This window comes from Methylobacterium frigidaeris, from assembly GCF_022179185.1.
Taxonomy (GTDB): Bacteria; Pseudomonadota; Alphaproteobacteria; order Rhizobiales; family Beijerinckiaceae; genus Methylobacterium; species Methylobacterium frigidaeris.
On record NZ_BPQJ01000015.1, the window covers coordinates 44,741 to 68,693 of the forward strand.

Here is a 23,953-nt window from a genome sequence, read left to right on the forward strand (position 1 = left end):
TCGTCAGACCGCCCGGCGGGGGGCGAGGTCGACCGCCTGGCGCAGGGCCTCGACCAGCGAGCCCGCATCGGCGACGCCCTTGCCGGCGATGTCGAAGGCGGTGCCGTGATCGACCGAGGTGCGGATCACCGGCAGCCCGACGGTGATGTTCACCCCGGCCTCCAGCCCCAGCACCTTGATCGGGCCGTGGCCCTGGTCGTGATACATCGCCACCACGATGTCGTAGTCGCCACGGCCGGCGAGAAAGAACAGGGTGTCGGCGGGGAGCGGCCCCTCCACCCGCCAGCCCTTGGCGCGGCAGGCCTCGACCGCCGGGGTGATCTTCTCCGCCTCCTCGCCGCGGCCGAACAGTCCGTTCTCGCCGGCATGGGGGTTGATGGCGCAGACGCCGATCCGCGGATCGGTGATCCCGGCCTTGACCAGGGTGTCGTGGCCCCGCGCGATCACCCGCTCGACCAGGCCCGGCTCGATCCGCGCGATGGCGTCGATCAGCCCGATATGCGTCGTCACGTGGATCACCCGGAGCTTGGGCGAGACCAGCATCATCGAGACTTCCGGCGTACCGGTCAGCTCGGCGAGGAGTTCCGTATGGCCGGGATACTTGTGGCCGGCGGCGTGCAGGGCCTCCTTGCTCAGGGGGGCCGTGCAGATCGCGGCGGCCTGGCCGGCCTGGACGATCTCGACCGCCCGCTCGATGTAGCGGAACGCCGCCTCGCCGGAGACCGGCGAGACACGGCCGAATGGGTGGCCCGGCGGGATCAGCGCTAAGTCGATGCACGCGACGGTGCCGGGGGCGCCGGACGCTTCCTCGGGCGAGGCGATCGCCTGGACCGCGAGGTCCGAGCCGACGATTCTTCCCGCTTCCCGCAGGCGCTCGGCGTCGCCGACGACCAGCGGCCGGCATAGTGCCGCGACCTCGGGCAGGGCCAGCGCCTTCATGATGATCTCGGGGCCGATGCCGGAGGCATCGCCCATGGTGATCGCGACGGTCGGTCGGCTCATGTCGGAGAACCCTGGTTTCGGATGGCCCGGAGGTGGTGGACGGCGCGCGCCAGCGTGTCGGCGTTGCCGAAGGCGCCGGCCTTGGTGACGATCGGCACGGCGAGGGCGCCGCGCGTCAGGCCGAGGGACACGCCGGGCTCGATCTCGTCGATCAGCCGCAATCCGTCGACCCCGAGATGCGCCAGGAGCGCCGCCGCGGTCTCGCCGCCCGTCGCTACCAGCCCGCCGAGATGGGGCGCGACGGGCGCCAGCAGCGCGCCGAGGGCGTCGGCGAGGCGGGACCCCAGGGCGAGGTCCGGCGCCTCGCCCATCGCGAGCTCGACCAGCACGTCGTCCCCGGCGGTCAGCCCCGACGTCACGGCGTCGCGCAGGCCTGCCCGCCCGGGCTCGCTCCCGTCGAGCAGCAGTTCCGGAGTCACCGGGACGTGGCGCAGATGCGGCTCGCCCACGAGCCGGCGCGCGGCGGCGCGCGAGGTAGCGGCGAGGCTTCCGACCACCACGAGGGTGCCGCCGGTGCCGCACGGGATCCCGCGAGGCGGGGCGGGCGGCAGCGCCTCCTGCGCCGCCAGTGCGTGGGCGAGGCCGGCGCTGCCGACCCAGACCAGGCTCTCCTGTGCGTCGAGTGCGAGGCCGGCTTCGGCGATCCGCGCGAGGTCGTCGTCGTGCTCGGCGTCGAGCACCGCGACCGACTCCTCCCGCGCCGCCTTGGTCAGCGCCTTGCGCAACGCGTCACCGCCGGCCCGCACGGTCGCGAGGGCGATCGGTGCGCTCCGCAGGCCCGCCCCCTCCAGCATCGCGCAGAGCGCGCCGGTCGCGTAGGTGTGGTCCCGGCGCCAGAGTTCGGTCTCCTCCAGCGGCCGGCCCTCGACCACGATCCGGCCCGCCATCGTGGTGCGGCCGGTGGCCGGGAAGGCCGGTGCCAGGATCGCGAAGGCCGCGCCCGTGCGTCGGCGCAAGCGGTCGAGGGTGGCGGCGAGCTCGGCCGCCGGCTGGCCGCGCAGGGTCGAGTCGATCTTCTTGAACACGGCCTGGCCGGGATTTGGCCGGTCCGGGTGGTGCAGACGGTCGAAGAGGGCGGCGTGGCGCGACGCGGCGGCGGCCGGGTCGAGCTGGCGGCTGTCGGCATCGTGCGAGACGACGTCCTCTTGGACCCCAGACTCTTGCTCCCCGGACTTTCGCGCCACGGATCCCGCCTCGCCCCACTGCACGCAGGCCGAGCGGCCGCGCCGAGCGAAGGCGATGGCGCAATCGGCCGCGCCGGTGAGGTCGTCGGCGAGGATGAGCCAGCGGCGCGTCACGATCACGCCTGCTTCGCGAGCTGCGGGGCCGCGTGCGGCGCCTCGGAAGCGGCTGCCGGCGGGGTGGCCTCCTCCGGCCGCTCGCCGAAATGCCGGGCGGTCCAGGCGGTGGCGAGCGGGGTGAGGATCGCGGTCACCACCACGGTTGCCGCCACCAGCACCGTCGCGGGGGCGGCGGCGTCGGCATAGGCCGGATTGGCGGCGGCGATGATCGCCGGGACCGCGGCGGCGTTGCCGGCGGTCGAGGAGGCGGCGACGCCGGCCACCCCCGTGCCCCCGGTGAGCCGGTCGGCGAAGAAGAGCGGGATGCCCGTCACGACCACCACCGCGACGCCGAGTCCGAGCCCGAGCAGCCCCGCCTGCCAGATCTTGGTCAGGTCGAGCCCGGTGCCGAGGGCGAAGGCGAAGAACGGGATCATCACCGGCACGGCGCGGCCGAGGAAGTCGCGCATCTCCCGGTCGAGGTTGCCGAGGATCATGCCGACGAGGAGCGGCAGGATGCTACCGACCATCGTCTGCCACGGGAAGGCCGACAGGCCGGCGACGCCGAGCGTCACCATGGTGAGGAAGGGACCAGATTCGAGGCACATGATCGTGTAGGCACCGACGTCCCGCGGCCGACCGTACTGGCCCATCAGCGCCATGTAGAGGCCGCCATTGGTGTCGTTCATGGCCGCGACGATCGCCAGCGTCGAGAGACCTGCGAAGAGCCCGGCGCCGATCGGCGCCTCGCCGATCAGGCGGCCGAAAATCACCCCGAGGATCATCGCGATGCCGACCTTCACGACGAGCAGCGCGCCGCCCTTCTTGACGATGTAGGGCGTCGCACGGAAGTCGATGCTGGCACCCATGCAGACGTAGAACACCGCCAGAATCGGCAATGCGCCGGTGAACAGGGCCCCGGTGAACGAACCGAACACCTTCGGGGTCGTGGGGAACAGGGTGGCGATCACCGCGCCGACGAGCAGCGGCACCACCATCATCCCACCCGGCACGCGCTCGATCGCGCGCTTGATCCGCACCTCGCCCATACGTTCCTCCCTGCGCGGATCGCGCAGGATGTTGCGCGAATGTCCGGCTGTTATTGCTTGAAGAACGCAAAAACCGGCGAGGGTCAATCGTGAAATGCGCGATATGCGCGGATTGCAGGGGGTGCTTGCCCGTTCGGGGGCGGATGGTCGGGTAGGCGCCTTCACCCTGTGCGCTCGCGGCGGCGTTCGCCGCGCCGTCATTATTCAGTTGCCACCGCCATTTCCCGAACGGCTGAAGCGGAGTGGAAGCAGTTCCGGGATCAGGCACAAGAACTCGCGAAGCGTCCGCTTGTCTGCAGTTTTGCAATATGCAGAGCCGCGTCACGGCATTTTCCGCTGGACCCCGGATCTCCTTCTGCTGACGCTCCCGTCGTGCGGAAAAGAGGTGGCGGCTGACAATGGATCTCAAGTGATGAAGGATATCGATTTCATCGAGCAGATCGACCGCATCGTCAGAACGTCAGCTTCATCCCCCCGATGAAACTGCGCGGCGCGCCGGCGAAGATCGAGCCGGTAGTGGTCGCGAGCACACCAGCCCCGTTCTGCAGGCCGGTCACGGCGCTGATCGAGTTCGCGAGCGGCTGGGCCGAGGCGATGTAGGTCGTGTCGAGCAGGTTGCGCACCTCGAGATAGAGGCTGAGGCGCTTGGCATACGATCCGATCAGGTCGGTGTCGTAGTGGATGTTGGCGTTGAGGATCGTGTAGCCCGGCGCCCGCAGCAGGTTGGCGTTGTCGAGGTAGAATCCGTCCTGGTAGACCGCCTCGACGAAGGCGCCGAGGCCCTTGAGCGGTCCCGACGGCTGGTCGTAGCCGATGCGGGCGAGGAGCTGGTGGGCCGGCACGCCCGGGATCAGGCGCCCGGCCCGGTCGAACCGGGCGGTCAGGCTGCCGGCGCTCAGCTGCTCGACGTAGCGGGTGTAGAACTGGTCGTTGAGGCCGTAGGCCGCGAAGGCCCGCCAGCCGGGCGAGAAGGCCCACTCGGCCCCGGCCTCGATGCCGCGATGCTCGGAGGCGGGGGCGTTGAAGGTGTAGCTGAGCAGGCCCGCCCCCGGCGACTGGGTGACGAACTCGTTGCGGAAGAACTCGTAGAAGCCGGTCAGGCTCAGGCGCAGGTCGGGCAGGGGCGACCAGTCGGCGCCGAGATCGAAGCCGAGATTGGTCTGGGTGCGCAAATCGGTGTTGTTGCCCGGCACGCCCGCCGGCGTCACGAACAGCACGCTCGCCGCCGGGGTGGCGTAGCCGGTGGCGACGCGGCCCCGGAACGCCCATGCCGGATCGGGCCTGTAGACCAGCGCCAGTTCCGGTGCCACGTTGAGGAAGCTGCGGTCGATATCGGCCAAGGCCTGCGTCACGCCGCTGGCCGAATAGGCGTAGGTGAGGGTGCGCCCCTTGAGCCAGGTATTCTCGGCCGATACGCCGACGATTCCGGTCCACTGGTCCGAGAGCGCGACCTCCGCCCGGGCTCGGCCGCCGAGATTCGACTGCACCGCCTCCTGGTTGCTCGCCAGCGCGCCGAGACGCGGGCCGCCATAGGGCGCCCGGTTGTAGAGGGCGATGTGGTTGTCGATGGCATTGTAGGAGAGTGCCGCGTAGCCGATTGCCGGCAGGCCGAACACCTCACCGCGATGGGTGATGTCGGAGAGGACGTTGTAGGACGGATAGCTGCCGCGCGAGGAGGTCGTGTAGAACGGCTGGTTGAAGTTGCGCTCGTCGAAGCCGACTTGCGTGCGCCAGGTCGTGTTGGCGTCGATGTCGTGCTCCCAGCGCCCGGCGATGATCGTGCGCCGGTCGTTGCGGCCGAAGGCGCCCTCGGTCGCCGTCACCGGCACGGTGGCGCCGAACGCGCCGTTGCGGAAGAGGTTGAAGGTGGTGCAGCCCGCCGCCGCGGTCGCGGTCGCCGCGCAGCCGCGCTGGTAGGGGTTGATCCGGTACTGCGCCAGCGACGAGCGGGCCGGTAGGTCGACGTCGACGAGGTTGTTGACGACCTTCAGGGTGAAGCGGTTGTCCGGCGTCGGGGTGTAGCTCGCCAGCAGGTTGACCGTCTGGGTGTTGGCGCTGGCGTGGTCCTGGAAGCCGTTCAGGCGGAAATCGCTGGCGAACAGGCTGACCTCGTAGGGACCGCTCGCGCCACCAACCGTGAAGTAGTGATTCAGATACCCGAAGCTGCCGGCATCGACGCCGATCTCGTAGCCGTCGATCTCGCGGCCGGTGCGGGTCCGGAACGCGATCGCGCCGCCGGTGGCGTAGTTGCCGAACAGGGGCGATTGTGGCCCACGAAAGACGTCGATGCGGGAATAGGCTCGCGGATCGGTGATGTCGAAGCGCGACGCCCCGTCGGACTGGGTGACGACGAAGCCGTCCTCCAGCACCACCATGTTCTTGATGACGCCGGTCGAGCGGGCGTTGTTGCCGCGGATCGACACCACCACGTCGCGCGGGCCGTTGCCCTGGCGCACGGTGACGCCCGGGCTGTTGACGAGCACCTGGCCGATGCTGGTCGCAGGGCGATTGGCGATCACGTCCTGCCGGCCGATGGCCGTCACGACCTCGCCGACCGGGTGCTCGATCACGCTCGGGCTCGAGCCTGGAGGGGCGGCGACGCCGAAGGCCGGTCCGGACGGCGCGCCGAACCCCGCCACGGAGATCTCGTCGAGGGCGATGGTCTCCGAGGCGCCCTGCGCCAGGGCGGCGCCGGGGACCAAGGCGAGGAGAAGGGCGAGCGCGCGGGGGCGCAGGCCGGGACCGGGGAGGGGCGGCATCGGAAGTCTCGTCGAAGGCGGTTGAGGCGGCGCGGAAGCGCCGACGAAGAATTCGCGTCAGGCCGTCGCAGGCCGCCGGAGGCCGCGCCGCAAACCGAGCCAGGCGGCGTCGACGGCGATCATCGCCAGGATCGCCAGCCCGGTGAGGGGGAAGGCGATCCCGAACGCGACGACGAGGCCGGTGACGGCCCCAACCGCCCGGCGGTCGTCGGGCCAGGCCGGCACGCCGAGGCGGCCCGCGGGGCGGCGCTTCCACCACATCACCGCGGCGGTGACGGCGAGCAGGAGCGTGGCGAGACAGAAGGCGAGCATCAGGAGCTGGTTGACGCGTCCGGCGACCTCGCCCTTGTGCAGCCCGATCCCGTACTGGATCCCGCGCCCGACGAAGCCGATATCGCCGAACCGCACGTTCACCAGCGGTTGGCCGCTATACTGGTCGAGGGAGATCATCCGCTGGCGCGTGACGTCGCGCGGATAGGCGGCCGCCGCGTAGACGCCCGCCGGTCCCTCCGGCAGCGCCAGTTCGTAGCCCGCCGGCATGCCGAGACCGGTCAGGATCTCGGTCGCCCGGTCGATGCCGATCGGCACCCCGTCGCGGCTACCTGAGCGCGGCAGCGGCGCGGCCTCGAGCGCCCAGCCGGTCTGGTCGAGCACTGCGCCCATCGGCACCGTCGAGACCGGCACCCCGGCCCAGAGCGCGTTCGGCTGGCCGAGCCCGGCCCGGTTCGACGCCGCGCGGAGCTGGTCGCCCCACAGGATCGACCACGGCAGGCCGGTGGCGGCGAGGAAGAACAGGCCGGCCCCGGCGACGAAGCCGGTGACGGCGTGCAGGTCGCGCCACCACACCCGCCGCGCCGGCGTGCCGTGCACCGAGACGACCCCACCACCCTGGCGGCGCGGCCACCAGAGATAGAGCCCGCTCAGGACCAGGATCAGCGTGAAGCCGGCCACGACCTCGATCAGGCCGTTCGCCACCGGCCCGAAATACGCCAGGCTGTGAAGCCGGCGCACCACCATCATCGCCTCGTCGGTTCGCCCGACCCGGTCGAGGACGGCGCCGTCATAGGGATCGAGGTAGACGAGGGTCTTGCCGGACGGGCCCGCCATGGTGACGACCGCCGTGCGGTCGGGGCCCTCCGGGCTCGCATAGGTCGTCGGCTGAGCGTCCGGCACAGCGTCGGCGGCGATGAAGACCAGCCGCTCCGGCGACAGCGGCGGCGTGGCGCGCACCGGCACGAGGGTGCGGTGGGAAAACAGCGTGCGGTTGATCTCGTCCTTGAACAGGTAGACCGAGCCGGTGACCGACAGGAGGATCAGGAACGGCAGGCAGAGGAGGCCGGCATAGAAGTGCCAGCGCCACACCGCACGATGCACGGCATCACGCAGGCGCGCGCGCCCCGGGGCGGGGGCGGAGGAGGGGGCAGGCATGGAGCGAGGATCCGGGAGGCGGCTGATCGAGGCTGGCGATGCGATCGATCAGGCCTGCGGCGGTCCCCGTGGGCTGGCATGCGTGTCGGGTGGGGCCCGCGCCGGGCTCTCGTCGGCGGCGGGCGGGAAGCGGTCCGCCGTGCTCGGGCGATCCCAGGCGAGATGGAACGCGAGGAGGGCCGGCGCCGCGAAGGCGAGGTGGTGGGCCGCGACGCAGCAGGCGAGGGCACAATGATGGACGCCCTGCGGCGCATCCTCCGCCCCGTCGTAATGACAGATCACCGCGCCCGCAGCCGCGTTGGCCGGCACGGGGGCGAGGGCGCCGAGCAGCATCTGCAGGCACAGCGCGTAGAGCGCGACCACCGCGATGGTCGCGCGTCCGATCGACCGTGTCGGCAGGCTCACGCGCATGAGCTTGGGTAGGCAGGTCCGGCCGGGAGCGTCAATGACGAAGGTTGGGTCGCGGGCGGATTTCCGACGGGTGATGCCGCCTGAGGACTTAGGACTTCGGATTTAGGGCTTCGCTGGACGTTTGCCGCGACCGGGCACCCCGCCGCCGTTCGGCTCGGCGGGCAGCGCGCCCTGTCCCGCGGCCGGCGCCGCGAGGGCGGCGAGCGCCTCGGCCCTCGCCGGAGGCGGCGGGAGCTCGTCCAGGGCCGCCGAGACGGCTTTCGCGATCTTGGCGAAGCCCGCAGGGGTGGGATGAAGCTCGTTCGCCCATTCGGCGGCCGAAAGCGTGCCCTGCGTATCGATCAGGTGGAAGTTGTAGGCTGCGTTGGACGCGAGCCGCGCGAGCATGGCCCTGAAGGCGACGAGCGCTTCCCGAACGATGGCGGTTCCCGCCGCGGTGGACCAGTTGCAGAAGTCGAGCGATGGCTTGAGCCAGGGGCCGGCGCAGGGCGGGTGCGCCCCGTTCGGGATCGGAAAGTCGTAGCAATGGGCGAGGATCGGGACGCCGGGCGATACCCGGTCGCGCATGGCGAAGAGGGCGAGGTAGCAGGCCTCGACCATGCCGAGCGCACCATCGAACCGCGCCGCGTTGAGGCCGCGGTTCCGCCCGTCGTTGAAATCGAGGAAGATGCAGAACTGCTCCCCGGCGATGTCGTTGCCGCCGGCCGAGAACAGGATCGCGTCCGGCTTGCCGTCGATCCAGTTCGCGGGATCGCGCAGGGCAGCGATCATCCGCGACTGCTTCTCCAGGGACATCATCCCGACCGCGGCGTCGCCGTGATGGGCGAGGTTGAGGATGGTGGGCGGCATCGGGCCGATCCGGCGCAGCTGGGCGATGACGTCGGTATCGACCAGCGGCAGCCCGTTCCCCGTCAGGGGATAGTCGAACCAGCTGTCGCCCTGCGCGAGAAGAACCAGGGGGCGGTTGAGGATCGGGGCGCGCAGCAGGCTCGCGCTCGCCTGGGCGGTCGCGAGTCGGGCGATGTTCGCCTTGTGGACGGCGACGCGCTGGGCGATGTCCCGCTCGATGCGCCGGTTGATCTCGTCCTGGGCCAGGATCTCGTCCGCCATGCTGTCTTCCTCCCGTGTCGGACGGCGCGAAACGATCGATGTTGGATCAAGGAATTCTTCTTTGTGCCCGCCATCATCGACGATCAATGGGATTCTGATGATGACCTGACCGTCAAAAAGACTTGAGTTTTGCTAACTCTGCCAACATGATTTGCACAAATTCAGAAACAAGCCGCACGGCATCCTTGTGCGAGCGTTCACGAAAGATATGTGACCAATATTCTGTCAGTTTATAGGACGATCCGGCCTTCAGCAAGATCCGACACGCCGTTCGATGGTTGGTTGTCCGGCCGCTCGGCTTGTGCGCTGCACGCGTGACAGCGAAAGTCTGCCTCGACGACCTGGCTCAGGCAGCGAAATGACCGGCGGCCGATCGCTGCGAATCAACGGAGCGGGCCGCGGATGGTGGTCTCGTCGCCTGTCCTGATGCGGAGTGGTGGTCCAGTACAGTATCAGCCGCATTGTGCCGGCGTCATGCCCCATGCGTGTATTTGCGACGACGAACCGGTCGCAACGGCGAACGCTTGTCCGTCGTGGCGAGCCTTGGGGCTCACCGGGATGTTTCATGCTTAACTGCGAATTAACCATGGTACGCGATTGTCGGACTCAACGCTCATCAATGGCCCGACAAGGCCCACGGGACATACGTCATGGGACTCGACGTCTTCGAGAGCACTCGCGCGACACGACCAGGCAGCGAATGCGAACAGCTCGAGCGGAGCTTCGTCACGAATCTCGCCGATGTGCTCCGGTCGATCGGTGCCATGAACGAGCGTGAGGGCCTGCCGCCGGTCGACGGCAGCTCGCCGCCGCGGGACTGGGACGCGCTGATCGCGCATGTGCGGAGAGCCGCGCGCGGGCCCGGCGAGAACGGGACACCGAACCGGGATCGCGAGCTTCAGGCCCAGACCCTGCTCCGCAGCGCGCACAAGCGCCTCGACGAGGCCGCCGCGCGCGAGGCGCAGGCCGAGGCGCGGGTGCGTGCCGCCGAGGCAAGAGTGCGTGCGGCGGAGGATGCCGCCCGCGCCGCGGAGGAGCGGGCGGCCGCGACGATCGAGGCGGCCGAGGCTCGCGCGCGCCGGGCCGAGGAGGCCGCCCGCAGCGCCCTGGACTGGCTGCAGCGCCTGCGGCAGGCGGGACCGACGGATCTCCACGGAGGGTCCGCCGTGGCGCCGCTCCCCGGCCTTCGTCTCCGGCGCGTCGCCTGAGCGGACGCGCCCCCCTAATATCCGCGAATCACGTCCACGGCCGCCGGGATCCGCCCCGACGCGCGATAGGCGCGCAGGTTGCCGGCAACGACCGCGGCCGCGCTGGCCGGGGTGGTCGGCCCGGAGATGTGCGGCAGCACGGTCACGCCGGGATGGCGCCACAGGGGTGACTCCGGCGGCAGCGGCTCGACCTCGAACACGTCCAGCACCGCATGGGAGAGCTGCCCCGCATCGAGGGCGGCGATGAGCGCGTCGGTCGCGACGATCGGCCCGCGACCGAAATTGATCAGTGCCGCCCCCGGCTTCATCCCGGCGAGCCGCCCGGCATCGAGGAGGCCGCGCGTCTCCCCGGTCAGCGGCAGCAGGCAGACGGCGATGTCGCTCGCCGCGAGCAGGTCGGCCAGACCCTCGGACCCGGAGAAGCCCGTCACCCCCGGCGGCACCTCCTTGGGCGAGCGGCTCCAGGCCGCGACCCGGAAGCCCGCCCCCGTCAGGCGTTCGGCCGCTGCGCTCCCGAGCGCCCCGAGGCCCAGGAGCCCCACGGTGACCTCGGACGGCGGCCGGTAGGCGAGCTGCCGCCAAGTTCCGGCTTCCTGCTGGCGCCGATAGGCCGGCATGTCGCGCTGCAGGTAGTAGGTCCAGGCCAGCACCGCCTCGGCCATGGTGCGGGCAAGCTCGGGATCGATCAGGCGGACGATCGGCACGCCGTTCTGCCCGAGATCGCGCACCAGCCGCTCGACCCCGGCCCACAGGCTCTGGATCCAGGCGAGGTTCGGCAGGAGCGCCACCTCGGCGGGATCGGGATTGGCGACGATGGCGATCCGGATGCCGGCGCGCTCCGCCGCGCTTAACCGTCGGAACGGCCGGATGGTCTCCTCCGGGAGCGCTGCGGACAGCGCCGCCAGGAAGTCGGCCTCCTCCTCCGCGTCGAGGTTGCCCAGGAAGGCGATCGGCTCGGACATCTGACACTCCCTCTGAGCATCATTCGCCGGAGTGGCTGCCGGTTCGGCGAATGATGCACAAACACTAAGCCAAGCAGAGTTGCGCCATGCAGCTCTGCTCAGCGGCCGAGGACCGGGGTGAGGCGGGCAACCGCCTCCCGGGCGAGGCCCGGGCTGATGGCGAAGCACAGGCGGATGAAGCCCTCGCCCTCCGGCCCGAAGGCGGTGCCCGGCGCGACGCCGACCTTCGCCTCCTCGAGGAGCCGGAAGGCGATGTCGAGGCTGGTCTCCTCGGGGCGCGGGGTCCCGGGGCCGGCGACGCGGGCCATCAGGTAGAAGGCGCCCTCCGGCACCGACACGGTCACGCCCGGCAGGCGGGAGAGGCCCGCGACCAGGATCTCGCGGCTCTCGGCGCAGCGGGCGACCATCTGGCGGATGAAGCCGTCGCCCTCCTCGAGCGCCGTCACGGCGGCGTGCTGGATGAAGGTCGGGATCGAGGTGGTGTTGTACTGGCCGAGCTTGGCGAAGGTGGGCCCGAGCCCGCGCGGGGCGATCAGCCAGCCGGCGCGCCAGCCGGTCATCGCCCAGTTCTTCGAGAAGGTGTTGGTGACGACCAGCCGGTCGTCCTCGGTGCAGATCTGCAGGAAGGACGGCGCGATGGCGTTGCCGTAGGTGAAATGGGCGTAGACCTCGTCGGCGATGATCCACAGGCCCCGCGCCCGGGCGAGGTCGCGCAGTGCCTTCATCTCGTCGAGCGGCATGATCCAGCCGGTCGGGTTCGAGGGCGAGTTCACCACGATCACGCGGGTGCGCGGGGTGATCGCCGCCTCGATGTCGGCGAGCGGCAGGGCGAAGCGCCCGTCGGCCTGCACCCGGTAGGGCACCGTCACCGGCACGCCGCCGGTGATGCGCACCGCCTCCGCCAGGTTCGGCCAGGCCGGAGAGGGGATGATGATCTCGTCGCCGGGCTCCAGCAGGGCCTGGGCCGCCTGCATGATCGCGTTCATGCCGCCGGCGGTGACGGCGAAGCGCTCCGGCGGGATCGCCACGTCCCAGTGCCGGGCGTGGTAGGCGCTCAACGCCTCGCGCAGGCGCGGCAGGCCGAGCGAGGTGGCGTAGCGGGTGTGGCCCGCCACCATCGCCTGGTGGGCGGCCTCGACGATGAAGGGCGGCGTCGGCAGGTCGCCCTCGCCGATCCACAGCTTGACCACCTCGGGATCGTCCCGGCCGCGGTCGGCGACGAGGCCGATCTGGCTCGTGCCGATGCCGCGCATCCGCGGCGACAGCGTGGCGGCGAGGTCCGGCGTGGTGGTCTCCGCGTGGGTCATCGGTGGCTCGTGCCCTCGTGTGGTGCCAGCGTCTCGGTGGCGGGATCGATGGTGGCAAGCGTGTCGGTGGTTCCTCCATAGCATCGGCGGGGCGGCGCGCGAGCCGCACTCCACGCATATGTCGCTCGGGTTCCTGCCGATGGACCTCGACCGCCGGACCTTTGCCGGTGGACCTGGGCCGGAGGACCGCTACAACGCTCTCAAGAACGAACAACCGGAGGAAAACGAGCGTGACGGTCAACCGCAGAACGGCCCTGGCGGGCGTCTCCGCCCTCGGTGCCGCCGCCCTCGCGACGGGCGCCGCGCAGGCGCAAGGTGCGTCAAAGACTTACGTGCTGGTGCATGGCGCCTATGGCGGCGGCTGGATCTGGCGCGACGTCGCCGCCGGCCTGCGCGGCCGAGGCCACCGGGTCTTCACGCCGACGCAGACCGGGCTCGGCGAGCGCAGCCACCTGCTGTCGCGCCAGATCACGGTCGAGACCCATATCGAGGACGTGGCGAGCGTGATCGCCACGGAGGACCTGCGCGACGTCATCCTGGTCGGGCATTCCTATGGCGGCATGGCGGTCACCGGGGTCGCCGACCGCATGACCGACCGGATCCGCCACATCGTCTACCTCGACGCGCTGATCCCCGAGAACGGCGACACCGCCTTCACCATCCTTCCCGCCGGCATGGCGGATGCCCGGCGCAAGACGGCTTTGGAGCAGGGCGCGGGCGTGGCGCTGCCGGTGCCCGGCCCGGAGGCGTTCCCGATCCCGGCGGGGCCGGCCAAGGACTGGTTCATGCAGCGCCTGCGGCCGCACCCGATCGGCACCTACGAGAGCCCGGTGCGGCTCACGAAGCCCGCCGGCGCCGGCCTGCCGGTGCTCTACGTTGCCTATACCGCCCCGGCGCTCGCCTCGATCGAGCCGAGCCGGCAGCGCGCGAAGGCCAAATCCGGCTGGGAGTACCGGGAACTGGCGGTGCCGCACGACGTCGAGGTGCCTAATCCAGAGAAGGTCGTCGAGGTGCTGGCGGGGGTGGAGTAGGGCCGAGCCCATGTGACTCGACTGGTGCCTCTGATCTGACCGAGGGAAATCGAATCCTCCGCGTCATTCCGGGGCCGCGTAGCGGAGACCGGAATGACGCGGAGGGGTGTCAAGTCTGCAGCTCGCACTTGGCCGGCGGCGGCTTTGGGACCGCCGGCCCTCTCACCTCACGCCGCCTTGCCGGCCGGCACAGGCAGGTCGGCCGGCGCCTCGGCCGCCTCGTCCTCGCCCTCCTGCATCTCGCCCTGCCAGCGGGCGACCGCGGCGGTGGCGAGGCCATTGCCGAGCACGTTGGTGACGGTGCGGCCCATGTCGAGGATCTGGTCGACGCCCATGATCAGCAGGATGCCGGCGGCGGGCAGGCCGAACATCGGCACCGTCGCGGCCACCACGACGAGGGAGGCGCGCGGCACGCCGGCGATGCCCTTGCTGGTCACCATCATCACGAGGAGCATGGTGAGCTGCTCGGTGACGCCGAGATGGATGCCGAAGGCTTGCGCGATGAACAGCGAGGCCAGCGCCTGGTACATCATCGAGCCGTCGAGGTTGAACGAGTAGCCGAGCGGCAGCACGAAGCCGGTGACGCGGGGCCGCACGCCGAACCGCTCCAGCACCTCGACGGTGCGCGGGAAGGCGGCCTCGCTGCTCGCGGTCGAGAAGGCGACGATCATCGGGGTGCGCAGCAGGCGCAGCAGCCGCACCACGCTGTTGCCGAGCACCAGCCAGCCGGCACCGATGAGGAGCGCCCACAGCACCGCGAGGCCGAGATAGAACACGGCGATGAACTTGCCGTAGTCGATGAGCACGCCGAGGCCCTGGATGGTGACGACGGACGCCATGGCGGCGAAGACCGCCAGGGGGGCCACCTGCATCACCGCGTCGGTGACCTTGAACATCACGTTGGCGAGGCCGTTCAGCATGTGCACCATCGGATCGGCGTAAGCACGGTCGATCGCGCTGAGGCCGAAGCCGAAGAACACCGAGAAGACCAGGATCTGCAGCACCTCGTTCGTCGCCATCGCCGACACGATGCTGGTCGGGAAGACGTGGGTGATGAACTCGCGCAGGTTGATCGAGGCGGCCTTGAGCCCCGTCGGGGCCGCGGCATCCGGCAGCGGCAGGCCGAGGCTGGCGCCGGGCTGGAAGATGTTCGCGACGAGGAAGCCGAGGGAGAGCGAGACGATCGAGGCGGTGAGGAACCAGCCCATGGCGTAACCGGCGACGCGGCCGACCGCCTTGGTGTCGCCGAAGCTCGCGATGCCCGCCACGATGGTGGCGAAGACCAAGGGCGCGATGATCATCTTGATCAGCCGCAGGAAGATGTCGGTACCGATGGTGAAGTAGCCGGCGATCTCCTTCGCCTCGGCGGGGCTCGCCGCCATGCCGTGCAGCACCGCGCCGACCGCGACGCCGAGGGCGAGGCCTATTCCGGTGTAGAGCGTCAGCCGGCCCGAGCGCCCGGTCGGTTCAACCTGTGCCATTTCTCATGTTCCTCCCAAGGGTGAACGGATATGCGGCAAGGGCCCCGGGCGCGGTCTGTGCGCGCCCCGGGTCTCCCGCGGATGTCTGGCGTTTCCGTCCGTGGATTGGCGGCGAGACTAGAGTGCCGTCAGGGCCTGCGGGCGCGTCAGCTGGTCGGGTTGAAGCACCCGGTCGAGCTGGTCTCTGGCCATCAGCTGCTTCTCGAGCACGAGGTCGTAGACGCCCCGGCCCGTGGCGTGCGCCTCCATAGCGACGGCGGTGGCGTTGCGATAGCCGATATAGGGGTTGAGCGCGGTGACGATCCCGATCGAGGTCTCGACGCTGGCGCGCAGGCGCTCGCGGTTCGCCGTGATGCCGCGCACGCAATGGACGTCGAGGGTGCGGCAGGCCGCCTCCAGATGGGCGAGGCTGCGAAACAGGCTGTAGGCGATCACCGGCTCGAAGGCGTTGAGCTGGAGCTGCCCGGCCTCCGCCGCGAAGGTGATGGTGACGTCGTTGCCGATCACCTCGAAGGCGACCTGGTTGACAACTTCCGGGATCACCGGGTTGACCTTGCCGGGCATGATCGACGAGCCGGCCTGGCGCGCCGGCAGGTTGATCTCGTTAAAGCCCGCCCGGGGCCCGCTCGAGAGCAGGCGCAGGTCGTTGCAGGTCTTCGACAGCTTGACGGCGACGCGCTTGAGCACGCCCGAGACCTGCACGAAGGCGCCGCAATCCTGCGTCGCCTCGACGAGATCCTCCGCGGTGATGAGCGGGATCCCGGTGAGAGTCGAGAGCCGCTCGCGCACGAGGCCGGCATAGAGCGGGTGGGCAGTGATGCCGGTGCCGATCGCGGTGGCGCCGAGATTGATCTCGCGGATCAGCAATTCGGCCTCGCCGAGGCGCGCCTCGTCCTCCGCCAGCATCCGGGCGTAGGTGCCGAATTCCTGGCCGAGCGTCATCGGCACCGCGTCCTGGAGCTGGGTGCGGCCCATCTTGAGGATGTCGCGGAACTCGTCCGACTTGGCCTCGAAGCTGGTCCGCAGGGCCGCCATGGCGTCGACCAGCCGACGGATCGCCCCGATCCCGGCGATCTTGAGCGCCGTCGGGTACACGTCGTTGGTGCTCTGGCCCATGTTGACGTGCTCGTTCGGATGCAGCCGACCGTAATCGCCGCGCGCGGCGCCGAGCAGCTCGAGCGCCCGGTTGGCGATCACCTCGTTGGCGTTCATGTTGGTCGAGGTGCCCGCACCCCCCTGGATCTGGTCGACGACGAACTGGTCGCGCAGGGCGCCGTTGCGGATCTCGATGCAGGCCGCCACGATGGCGTCGCAGCGCTCCGCATCGAGAAGCCCAAGCTCGCGGTTGGCCAGCGCCGCGGCCTGCTTGATCGCGGCGAGCGCCCGGATCAGGTCGGGGCAGGTGGCGAGCGTCGTGCCGGTGATCGCAAAATTCTCGACGGCGCGCAGGGTGTGGATGCCGTAATAGGCGGATCGAGGCACCTCCCGGTCGCCGAGAAGGTCGTGCTCGATGCGGGTCATGTTGGCGGTCAAGGGAGGGCTCCTGACGCTGGAATTCTGGCCGCGCGGGCGCGAGCCGGCGCGCCAGATGGCGGGCAGGCGGCGGGGCCGCGTCGAAGGACGGAGATGAGCCGGGGCCGTGCCCGCCGGTTCGCTGAGGAAAAGCGGCGCCGTCACCGGATGGCGGCGGGATAATCCCGGCCGTGGCACCGCGCCAATGCTATGTTTGCCAGGAACTATTCCGCATCCGAATAGTTTGGCGGGTCCTCCGCCGCGACGGCCCACACTTCGTCCAGGAACGAGCGGTGGCGCTCGGCGCTGCGGTAGAGCCGGATGTCCATCGGCATCTCGCGGCCGAGCACCGTCAGGGCGCCGGCCCGGATCTCGGGCTCGACCAGGCTGCGCGGCAGCCAGGCGATGCCGTGGCCGCCGAGCGCCATCGAGCGCAGGGCCTCGGCCATCGAGTTCTCGTTGGTGTGGACCGGGTAGGTCGCCGGCGCGTCCTCCGCCCCTTGGGCGATTCCCGCGAGGCGGCCGAGGAACGAGCCGCGGGAATATTGCAGCAGCGGCAGCCGGCCGCGCGCATCCGGCACCAGCCCGCGTGGGGCGGCCACCGCCGCCAGGCTGTCGCGCCCGACGACCCGGCAGGGATAGCGCTCGGGGTCGAGCGGGATCGGGATGCCCGGATGGTGATAGGTCAGGAGCAGGTCGTAGCCGCCCTCGACGAGCGCCTGGACGCAGATGTTGAAGTTGTCCGGCAGCACCCGGCTCGCCACGGGCCCGAGCGCGTCACGGATCCGGCCGAGCCAGCGCGGCAGGAACGACAGGCAGAGCGAGTGGAGCGCCGTGATCGTCACGACCGGCAGCCCGGCGCCGTCGCTGCGGGCGCGGAAATCGGCGCGGCTCAGGCTGAGCAATCGCACCACCTCCTCGGCCGTCTCGAGGAACTGGCGGCCGTCGGCGGTGAGCGTGATCGGATAGGTGCTGCGGTCGAGGAGCGCGGTGCCGAGCCAGACCTCGAGGGAGCGGATGCGCCGGCTGAACGCCGATTGGGTGACGACGCGCGATTCCGCCGAGCGCGAGAAGCTGCGGGTCTCGGCGAGGCTCAGGAAGTCCTCGATCCACTTGAGTTCCATCGCTTTCGTCCGGGTGGGCGGGAGCTGCCGCGCGCGCCGCCTCCGCGTCTCGATGGATGATCGACAGACTTCGTCCCATTCACAACCTCATCCCGAGGTGTCGGCCGATGGGACATCGACTGACATCGGAGGAGGGCTCCACGGATCGGGGAGGTTTCCGGACCCATCCTTCGAGGCCGGCCGACCTTCGATCGGCCGGCACCTCAGGACGAGGTCGCGGGTGGGAGAGACGCGTTCAGAACGCGACGCTGTCCACCACCTTGCGGAAGCGCGGCAGCATCGCCTCGCGGTCCTGGGCGCGCACCACGCCGACGGCGCGGAAATAGCCGTCGGGCTGGAAGCGGATGGTCTGCGACACGACCACCGGCGTGCCCGAGGGCACGTCGGTGGCGCGCGCCACGATCTCGTGCCAGTCGGCGCCGTTCTGGCGGAAGCTCTGCGAGCGCTCGATCGCGAAGTCCTTCATGGTCTGGTTCGAGTAGAGCGCGGCCTTCGCGAAGGCGTCGCGCTGCTCGGCGGACGGCGCCGGCTGCACCGCCTCGGCGAGCACCAGGATCGGCTGCTCCAGGTTCAGCATCTGGTCCTTCGGCCCGTCGGTGTAGAGCACCGAGTTGCCGCCCAGCACCCGCACCGGGCGGAAGCCCGCGGTCTCGGTGACCCGGAACGGCAGGGCCGCGACCTGCTGGTCGAGGGTGAGGGCCGGGCGCACCCGCACGCTGGTCAGCATCGCGCGCATCGCCTCGTCGGGCTCGGCCGCGGGCAGGGTCTGGCCGATGATGATGCCGGTGACGGTCGGGTCCGAGACGAGGAAGACCCATTTGTGCAGGGCCGGCGCGCCGGCGGGCTGCTCGATCGGCTGCTCGCCGGTGAACAGAAGGCCCTCGCGCCCGTCGGCGAGCTTCAGGGTCTCGCGGGTCTTCACGATGAGGCCCTGGCTCTTCAGGTTCTCGTCGGTGAAGTTGGCGGTGAGATCCTTGTAGGCCTGGGGCGGCAGCTCGACCACCGAGACCGTGGCGCCGCCGTTCTGCCGCTCGAAACCGGTGAAGCGACGCGACACCACCATGTCCTTGGCCGGTTCGAAGCCGAAGCGCGAGCCCGGGGGGTAGACCGGATCGGCTGCCAGCGCTCCGGCCGGCAGACCGACGAGGACGGAGAGGAGCGTCAGGACGCGCACCGAAAGGACGCGCAGCGACAGGGGACTCGTCGACATCAGACTCGTCTCTGGGTTGGCACAGGCCGCCCGGGATCGGGCGGCGTGTCGGGACTTCGCCGGATGCGTCGGCCGTGCGCGCCGGTCTGTCAAGCGGGGCGGATCGCCGAGACGCGCCGCAAGGTCAGGTTGAGGCGCCCGCCTGCCGCCACCGCCTCGGGCAGGACCGGCCCCGTCATGGGGGCGAGGAGATCGGCGGGCAGGATGCGGTCGACGCCGTGGAAGATCAGGCGCGAGGGCCCGCCGATCACCAGAGCGTCGCCGGAGGAGAGCCGCACCGAGCGCGTCGGATCGGAGCGTGAGAGGCCGCCGTAGCGAAACAGGGCGGTGGCCCCGAGGGAGAGGGAGAGGACCGGTGCCGAGAACTCCGCCTCGTCCCGGTCCTGGTGCAGCCCCATCCGGGTGCCGGGCGCGTAGAGGTTGACGAGGCAGGCCTCCGGCTCCGCCGGGCAGCCGGCGAGCTCGGTCCAGGCCCGCCTCGCCGCCGCCGGCATCGCCGGCCAGGGCCGGCCGGTCTCCGGGTGCGTCGCCTGGTAGCGGTACCCCGCCCGGTCGGAGACCCAGCCGAGAGGACCGCAATTCGTCATCCGCACGGAGAACGGCTTGCCCGTGCGCGGCATCGACGGCGTGAAGGGCGGAGCCTCGCGCAGCACGCCAGCGAGATCGGCGGCGAGCGCCGCCTGCGCTTCCGCGTCGAGGTAGCCCGGATGGTGGATCAGGCCGGGGGCGAGTTCGATCAGGGCGCGCTCCTCTGGCGGACGGTGGGTGTCCTACCCGATTTCCGCGTGAGCCGGCAGGCCCGGCTGTGGTAGAGCCGACCCATGACGATCCGCACCGCCACCCTGATTGGCTCCGGCGCCATCCTGCTCTGGTCGCTGCTCGCCCTGTTCACCGCCGCCTCCGGCGCGGTGCCGCCGTTCCAGCTCGCTGCCATGACCTTCCTGGTCGGCGGGCTCCTCGGCTGCGCCAGCTGGATCGTGCGGCCCTCGGGCCTCGCCTCCTTACGCCAGCCCCTCTCGGTGTGGGCGCTCGGGATCGTCGGGCTGTTCGGCTACCACGCGCTCTACTTCGCGGCCCTGCGCCTCGCGCCGCCGGCGGAGGCCGGGCTCATCAGCTATCTCTGGCCGCTGCTGATCGTCCTGTTCTCGGCGCTGCTGCCGGGGGAGGGGGGGCTGCGCGCGGCGCATCTCGCCGGCGCGCTCCTGGGCCTGTCCGGCGTCGTCGCGCTCTTCCTCGGTCGCGGCTCGCTCACCTTCGAGGCCGCCGCCCTGCCGGGCTACGCCGCGGCTCTGGCTTGCGCGTTCCTGTGGTCGGGCTACTCGGTGCTGTCGCGCCGGGTCGGGGCGGTGCCGACCGACGCGGTGGCGGGCTTCTGCCTCGCCACGGCGGCCTTGAGCCTGGTCTGCCACCTCGCCTTCGAGCGCACGGTCTGGCCGGAGGGGCCGGCGCAGTGGGCGGCGGTGGCGGCGCTCGGCCTCGGGCCGGTCGGGGCGGCGTTCTACCTCTGGGATATCGGCGTCAAGCGCGGCGACATCCGCCTCCTCGGCGTCGGCTCCTACGCCGCCCCGGTGCTCTCCACCCTGATCCTCGTCGCCGCCGGCTACGCCCCGGCCACCTGGTCGCTGGCGCTCGCCTGCGGGCTCATCGTGGCCGGCGCCCTGGTGGCGACGCGGGCGGGCGGGGCGCGGGAGGCGGCAGTGGAGGGTGGGCGCTAAGCAGGTTTCGCAAAAGTGGTGGCCGGATTGCGGTAAAAGCTTACAGCCAAGAGAAATCCAGGGTAGGGCAAAAATCTAAGATTTTGTTTGAGCGTCTCCCTCGATCAATCTGGCGCATGCATCGACATCTCTCCCCGTCATCCCGGGGCTTATCGAAGGCGAGAAATCGGGGTTCATAACTGTGGACAGTGCGGGAAAATGCAGAACGCTGTCCGCATCCTTCGGGGCCGTCAGCGGCGATGGATTCCGGGTTCCGCTGCGCGGTCCCGGGATGACCCGGAGGGTTTAAATCGGGTCGGTCACTCAAATGGGCTCTAAGCAGAAGAATCGTTGGCCTGCCAATGCTTCCTCTGCTTGGTGGATCCGCGTGGTGGAGCCCGCTTCGACGGCTCAGGGACATCGGTCGATCGAACGACCAAAACCCCCGGAAGCAGCGGCTGCGTCCGGGGGACGACCTCGCAGGCCAGTTGATCGGGGCTGGGGATCCGGAGGTCGATCAGAAACTCACGTCAGATTGCGCTGCCCTCCTGTCAGTTTCGGCCCGCTGGCTCGTCTTCGGGCGAGCGGGCGATCGATGAGCTTGGTGTAGCGCCCGATCACGGTGATGGGGCGCCCGTCTCCTGTCGTCGACCATGCCGCATGCCCTGTGACGAACCGGATACCGGTTCGTCGCACAAGGCGTGAGCCGTCTCTTAGTACGAGCCGAACTTGTAGTTCAGGCCAGCGCGGACGACGGCGAACTCGGTGTTGGCGGCTGCACCGCGCAGGTAGGCGGCATTGAGGTCTTCATCGTAAACGCCGCGGAAGGCGTTCTTCTTGCTGTCGAGGTTCACATAAAGGCCCTCGACCTTCAGGGTGACGGCGTTCGACCGGAAGAAGTTCAGGAACGAGTCGGTGGGCAGCGCGTACTCGATGCCGCCGCCGGCCGCGTAGCCGGTGCGGAAGCTGTCGCGGAGCTTCTTGCTGGCGGCGAATTCCTGGTCCTCGCTGCCGGAACCGTAAGCGAAGCCGCCGGTGCCGTAGACGAGCGTGCGGTCGAAGGCGTAGCCGACGCGGCCGCGCACCGTGCCGAAATAGTCGAGGCCGTTGCCGCTGGTGAAGACAGCAGCCGAGGGCGGCGCGAAGGCAAAGCCGGGATTGCCGGTGAAGCCGTAGTTCAGCGTGCCCCGGGTGCGGCGAGCGAAGTCGACATACTGGGCGTCGGCCTCGAAGCCGATCACGAAGCCCGAGCCCGGCGTGAACTGGTAGTTATAGCCGATCTGCGCGCCGCCGGTGAAGCCGTCGTTCTTGGTCCGGTTGGTGTTGAGGGTGACGATGCCGTTGGTGTCCTCCGAGCCGAACACCGATCCGGCCGGCAGCGAGTACCGGGACGTGTTGCGGCTGTTGGCATCGAAGCCGTAGCCGGCATTCACGCCGAGGTAAAACCCGGTCCAGGTGAAGACCGGCACCGGCGTGAAGACCGGCGGCGGGGCCGCGCGACGCGGCAGGTCGGCCGCAGCGGCAACCGTAGTGAGGGCGGTGAACGCGGCCAGAGAGGCCAGGAAATTCTTCATTTCTACAACCGAAAGTGGAGTTTCGCGATCGCCACTATGCCTGCTGCCGCAGAGGGATGATATGATTTTTCTGCAACACATGCTGCAGTTCTAAATTGACGAACTTCGGTTTCTCTAGGATAGGCAGGTTTGCGATTTGTAAAACGGGATTTTCGTCCTTGCACAAACCGCCTGTGTTTGGAACAATTCATATTACGCTTGGCGTCTTATTCTTCGCACCATCCGTCTCACCGCCCATCGCCGGGCGGGGGATCCGGGTTCGCCGGGTCGTGCCCGCGACGGACGCATCCGCCCGAACGCGCCCTCGGGAACGGCGCCCCGCGGGCGATCCGCGCCGGCGTCCCCACACGGCGCGGTCCCGGAAACGGGACGGTGGCGGGCTTCACGCCCGGTCCGGGAGCCCTGACGACGTCCGGTCCACCCTCAACGCGGCATCGGCCGCCAGTCCGGCGGCGCCATCTCGAACCCTTCGAACCGGAAGCCCGGCGCCACGGTGCAGCTCACCAGGGTCCACGCCCCGAGGCTGGTGGCGGTCTGCCAGTGGCCGGCCGGCACGACGATCTGCGGCCGGTGGCCCCTGGCGAGGTCGGGGCCGAGATGGCGCGCCTCGGCGTCGTGGCCGTTGGGGCTGGTGGTGATGACCATCGGCGCCCCGGCATGCCAGAGCCAGATCTCCGTCGCGTCGACCCGGTGCCATTCCGAGGTCTCGCCGATATCGAGCAGGTAGTAGATCGCCGTCGAGGCGGGGCGCCCGTCGATCTCGCGCGGATCGCGGAAGGTCTCGCGGTAATGCCCGCCCTCCGGATGGGGCTTGAGGTCGAGCAGGCGCACGACCTCCGCTGCGGTGAGGTTTTGCATCGTCAGAACCGGTTCTTCCACTCGCGGAGCGCCGTGAACACCGCCGCCGGGTCGGCGCCGGGCTCCATCCCGACCGCCCGGGCCAGGGCCGGCGCGGTGGCGCGCAGGAACGGGTTGGTGGCCTTCTCCTCGCCCAAGGTCGTCGGCACCAGGAAGCGCCCCTCGGCCCTGGCCGTCTCGGCGAGCGCCGCCCGGTCCTTCAGGTTCCGGTTCTCAGGCTCGGCGGCGAGGGCGAAGCGGGCATTCGACAGCACGTAGTCGTGGCCGGAATAGATCACGGTCTCGTCGGGCAGGGGGAGGAAGCGCGACAGCGAGCGCCACAGCACCTGGGGCGGGCCCTCGAGCACCCTTCCGCAGCCGAGGGTGAACAGGGTATCGCCGGCGAACGCCACGCCCGCCTCCTCGAACCAGTAGGTGACGTGATCGTCGCAATGGCCGGGCGTCTCCCACACGGCGGCGGCGAGCGAGCCCACCGTCACCACGTCGCCCTCGCGCACGGTGGCGTCCACCTGCGGCACGGCGCTGCCGGCACGCGCCGGCGCGGTCACCCGGGCATTGGTCTTCGCCTTCACCTCCGGGATGCCCTCGACGTGGTCGCCGTGGCGGTGGGTGACCAGGATGTCGGTGAGGCGCCAGCCAGTCTCGTCGAGGGCGCGCAGGACGGCCGTCGCCTCCGGCACGTCGATCGCCGCGCAGGCTCCGGTCTCGGGGTCGCGCATCAGAACGCCGATATTGTCGCTCCGGCACAGGAAGGTGCGGATCTCGGGACGGATCTCGGGCATGGCGGCGCCTCCAGAACGAGTCTCACGGACGGATTCTCACGCAGCGAGATAGGGCGCATCCGCGCCCGCGCGACGGGGTTCGGGCGAATAGCGGGGAGCGCGTGGGCGGCCTGCGGGTTGACGCCTTGCCGCGCTTCGCGCCACTCCCCATTCATGGCCCTAGTTCATGGC

The 23,953-nt window shown here is 70.2% G+C and carries 21 protein-coding genes; 4 read left to right on the forward strand and 17 right to left on the reverse strand.

Going from position 1 to position 23,953, the window contains the following annotated elements:
• Window positions 1–3: 3 nt before the first annotated feature.
• Genes pdxA through MFF64_RS16860 form a run of 3 tightly spaced genes read right to left on the reverse strand, consistent with a single transcriptional unit; the run spans window position 4 to window position 3,331 of the window.
• Window positions 4–1,002 carry a 4-hydroxythreonine-4-phosphate dehydrogenase PdxA gene (gene pdxA / locus MFF64_RS16850; protein WP_099904528.1) on the reverse strand — a complete coding sequence of 333 codons (999 nt, stop codon included), beginning with the start codon at window positions 1,000–1,002 and terminating at the stop codon, window positions 4–6.
• Window positions 999–2,306 (reverse strand): four-carbon acid sugar kinase family protein, encoded by a 1,308-nt coding sequence (locus MFF64_RS16855; protein ID WP_238191619.1) that lies wholly within the window; start codon window positions 2,304–2,306, stop codon window positions 999–1,001. Before MFF64_RS16855 ends, pdxA begins: the two co-directional genes overlap by 4 nt.
• Window positions 2,303–3,331 (reverse strand): 2-keto-3-deoxygluconate permease, encoded by a 1,029-nt coding sequence (locus MFF64_RS16860; RefSeq protein ID WP_099904530.1) that lies wholly within the window; start codon window positions 3,329–3,331, stop codon window positions 2,303–2,305. The genes MFF64_RS16855 and MFF64_RS16860 overlap by 4 nt, the downstream gene beginning before the upstream one ends.
• Before the next feature lie 94 nt (window positions 3,332–3,425).
• On the opposite strand from MFF64_RS16860, the gene MFF64_RS16865 reads away from it, so the two are divergent.
• Entirely contained in the window at window positions 3,426–3,812 is a 387-nt protein-coding gene (locus tag MFF64_RS16865) for a hypothetical protein (protein ID WP_238191621.1), read from the forward strand.
• On the opposite strand, the gene MFF64_RS16870 is transcribed toward MFF64_RS16865, so the two are convergent.
• The 4 genes from MFF64_RS16870 to MFF64_RS16885 all read right to left on the reverse strand — a co-directional run bounded on the left by MFF64_RS16870 (window position 3,784) and on the right by MFF64_RS16885 (window position 9,039).
• Window positions 3,784–6,090, reverse strand: coding sequence for a TonB-dependent receptor family protein (locus MFF64_RS16870; protein WP_238191623.1), 2,307 nt, complete (start codon window positions 6,088–6,090; stop codon window positions 3,784–3,786). The genes MFF64_RS16865 and MFF64_RS16870 overlap by 29 nt on opposite strands.
• 57 nt (window positions 6,091–6,147) lie before the next feature.
• Entirely contained in the window at window positions 6,148–7,518 is a 1,371-nt protein-coding gene (locus MFF64_RS16875) for a PepSY-associated TM helix domain-containing protein (protein WP_238191625.1), read from the reverse strand.
• A gap of 48 nt (window positions 7,519–7,566) precedes the next feature.
• Window positions 7,567–7,923, reverse strand: a complete 357-nt coding sequence (locus MFF64_RS16880) for a hypothetical protein (protein ID WP_133123337.1) — start codon at window positions 7,921–7,923, stop codon at window positions 7,567–7,569.
• Window positions 7,924–8,031: 108 nt separating this feature from the next.
• Entirely contained in the window at window positions 8,032–9,039 is a 1,008-nt protein-coding gene (locus tag MFF64_RS16885; protein ID WP_238191627.1) for an SGNH/GDSL hydrolase family protein, read from the reverse strand.
• A 764-nt stretch (window positions 9,040–9,803) separates the two neighbouring features.
• Between MFF64_RS16885 and MFF64_RS16890 the strand changes: the two genes are divergently transcribed.
• Window positions 9,804–10,247 carry a hypothetical protein gene (locus MFF64_RS16890; RefSeq protein WP_238191629.1) on the forward strand — a complete coding sequence of 148 codons (444 nt, stop codon included), beginning with the start codon at window positions 9,804–9,806 and terminating at the stop codon, window positions 10,245–10,247.
• 14 nt (window positions 10,248–10,261) lie between these two features.
• On the opposite strand, the gene MFF64_RS16895 is transcribed toward MFF64_RS16890, so the two are convergent.
• Together MFF64_RS16895 and MFF64_RS16900 are read right to left on the reverse strand one after the other, a co-directional pair.
• The gene (locus tag MFF64_RS16895) at window positions 10,262–11,209 is read right to left on the reverse strand and encodes a 2-hydroxyacid dehydrogenase (protein ID WP_099901524.1); all 948 of its coding nucleotides are present in this window, start codon (window positions 11,207–11,209) and stop codon (window positions 10,262–10,264) included.
• A 98-nt stretch (window positions 11,210–11,307) separates the two neighbouring features.
• Window positions 11,308–12,516 carry a pyridoxal phosphate-dependent aminotransferase gene (locus MFF64_RS16900; RefSeq protein WP_238191631.1) on the reverse strand — a complete coding sequence of 403 codons (1,209 nt, stop codon included), beginning with the start codon at window positions 12,514–12,516 and terminating at the stop codon, window positions 11,308–11,310.
• A gap of 230 nt (window positions 12,517–12,746) precedes the next feature.
• Here MFF64_RS16900 and MFF64_RS16905 point away from each other — a divergent pair, with 230 nt between their 5' ends.
• Window positions 12,747–13,547 carry an alpha/beta hydrolase gene (locus tag MFF64_RS16905; protein WP_238191633.1) on the forward strand — a complete coding sequence of 267 codons (801 nt, stop codon included), beginning with the start codon at window positions 12,747–12,749 and terminating at the stop codon, window positions 13,545–13,547.
• A 167-nt stretch (window positions 13,548–13,714) separates the two neighbouring features.
• Here the strand turns inward: MFF64_RS16905 and MFF64_RS16910 are convergent, their stop codons facing one another.
• From MFF64_RS16910 to MFF64_RS16930, 5 genes are all read right to left on the reverse strand, one after another.
• Complete coding sequence (locus MFF64_RS16910) at window positions 13,715–15,028, reverse strand: dicarboxylate/amino acid:cation symporter (protein WP_099904167.1); 1,314 nt, start codon at window positions 15,026–15,028, stop codon at window positions 13,715–13,717.
• A gap of 117 nt (window positions 15,029–15,145) precedes the next feature.
• A complete protein-coding gene (gene aspA, locus MFF64_RS16915; protein ID WP_238191711.1) occupies window positions 15,146–16,549 on the reverse strand; it encodes an aspartate ammonia-lyase in 1,404 nt (467 codons plus the stop codon).
• Between the two features lie 215 nt (window positions 16,550–16,764).
• Complete coding sequence (locus MFF64_RS16920; RefSeq protein WP_099902729.1) at window positions 16,765–17,664, reverse strand: LysR substrate-binding domain-containing protein; 900 nt, start codon at window positions 17,662–17,664, stop codon at window positions 16,765–16,767.
• A gap of 235 nt (window positions 17,665–17,899) precedes the next feature.
• Complete coding sequence (locus tag MFF64_RS16925) at window positions 17,900–18,874, reverse strand: hypothetical protein (protein ID WP_099902727.1); 975 nt, start codon at window positions 18,872–18,874, stop codon at window positions 17,900–17,902.
• 89 nt (window positions 18,875–18,963) lie between these two features.
• Window positions 18,964–19,614, reverse strand: coding sequence for an alpha-ketoglutarate-dependent dioxygenase AlkB (locus MFF64_RS16930; RefSeq protein ID WP_238191713.1), 651 nt, complete (start codon window positions 19,612–19,614; stop codon window positions 18,964–18,966).
• Between the two features lie 81 nt (window positions 19,615–19,695).
• Between MFF64_RS16930 and yddG the strand changes: the two genes are divergently transcribed.
• Window positions 19,696–20,589 carry an aromatic amino acid exporter YddG gene (gene yddG, locus MFF64_RS16935; protein WP_238191635.1) on the forward strand — a complete coding sequence of 298 codons (894 nt, stop codon included), beginning with the start codon at window positions 19,696–19,698 and terminating at the stop codon, window positions 20,587–20,589.
• Between the two features lie 692 nt (window positions 20,590–21,281).
• On the opposite strand, the gene MFF64_RS16940 is transcribed toward yddG, so the two are convergent.
• From MFF64_RS16940 to gloB, 3 genes are all read right to left on the reverse strand, one after another.
• Complete coding sequence (locus MFF64_RS16940; protein ID WP_099902491.1) at window positions 21,282–22,142, reverse strand: outer membrane protein; 861 nt, start codon at window positions 22,140–22,142, stop codon at window positions 21,282–21,284.
• A gap of 423 nt (window positions 22,143–22,565) precedes the next feature.
• Window positions 22,566–23,000 (reverse strand): cupin domain-containing protein, encoded by a 435-nt coding sequence (locus MFF64_RS16945; protein ID WP_238191637.1) that lies wholly within the window; start codon window positions 22,998–23,000, stop codon window positions 22,566–22,568.
• Window positions 23,001–23,002: 2 nt separating this feature from the next.
• The gene (gloB, locus tag MFF64_RS16950) at window positions 23,003–23,782 is read right to left on the reverse strand and encodes a hydroxyacylglutathione hydrolase (RefSeq protein ID WP_238191639.1); all 780 of its coding nucleotides are present in this window, start codon (window positions 23,780–23,782) and stop codon (window positions 23,003–23,005) included.
• Window positions 23,783–23,953: the final 171 nt, after the last annotated feature.

Bases quoted from the DNA above. Each gene is read 5' to 3' on its own strand.
- MFF64_RS16910 (WP_099904167.1), bottom strand. From the start codon at position 15,028: ATGGCACAGGTTGAACCGACCGGGCGCTCGGGCCGGCTGACGCTCTAC.
- MFF64_RS16875 (WP_238191625.1), bottom strand. From the start codon at position 7,518: ATGCCTGCCCCCTCCTCCGCCCCCGCCCCGGGGCGCGCGCGCCTGCGT.
- MFF64_RS16860 (WP_099904530.1), bottom strand. From the start codon at position 3,331: ATGGGCGAGGTGCGGATCAAGCGCGCGATCGAGCGCGTGCCGGGTGGG.
- MFF64_RS16870 (WP_238191623.1), bottom strand. From the start codon at position 6,090: ATGCCGCCCCTCCCCGGTCCCGGCCTGCGCCCCCGCGCGCTCGCCCTT.
- gloB (WP_238191639.1), bottom strand. From the start codon at position 23,782: ATGCCCGAGATCCGTCCCGAGATCCGCACCTTCCTGTGCCGGAGCGAC.
- aspA (WP_238191711.1), bottom strand. From the start codon at position 16,549: ATGACCCGCATCGAGCACGACCTTCTCGGCGACCGGGAGGTGCCTCGA.
- pdxA (WP_099904528.1), bottom strand. From the start codon at position 1,002: ATGAGCCGACCGACCGTCGCGATCACCATGGGCGATGCCTCCGGCATC.
- yddG (WP_238191635.1), top strand. From the start codon at position 19,696: ATGACGATCCGCACCGCCACCCTGATTGGCTCCGGCGCCATCCTGCTC.
- MFF64_RS16900 (WP_238191631.1), bottom strand. From the start codon at position 12,516: ATGACCCACGCGGAGACCACCACGCCGGACCTCGCCGCCACGCTGTCG.
- MFF64_RS16925 (WP_099902727.1), bottom strand. From the start codon at position 18,874: ATGTCGACGAGTCCCCTGTCGCTGCGCGTCCTTTCGGTGCGCGTCCTG.
- MFF64_RS16865 (WP_238191621.1), top strand. From the start codon at position 3,426: ATGCGCGATATGCGCGGATTGCAGGGGGTGCTTGCCCGTTCGGGGGCG.
- MFF64_RS16940 (WP_099902491.1), bottom strand. From the start codon at position 22,142: ATGAAGAATTTCCTGGCCTCTCTGGCCGCGTTCACCGCCCTCACTACG.
- MFF64_RS16895 (WP_099901524.1), bottom strand. From the start codon at position 11,209: ATGTCCGAGCCGATCGCCTTCCTGGGCAACCTCGACGCGGAGGAGGAG.
- MFF64_RS16920 (WP_099902729.1), bottom strand. From the start codon at position 17,664: ATGGAACTCAAGTGGATCGAGGACTTCCTGAGCCTCGCCGAGACCCGC.
- MFF64_RS16890 (WP_238191629.1), top strand. From the start codon at position 9,804: ATGAACGAGCGTGAGGGCCTGCCGCCGGTCGACGGCAGCTCGCCGCCG.
- MFF64_RS16945 (WP_238191637.1), bottom strand. From the start codon at position 23,000: ATGCAAAACCTCACCGCAGCGGAGGTCGTGCGCCTGCTCGACCTCAAG.
- MFF64_RS16885 (WP_238191627.1), bottom strand. From the start codon at position 9,039: ATGGCGGACGAGATCCTGGCCCAGGACGAGATCAACCGGCGCATCGAG.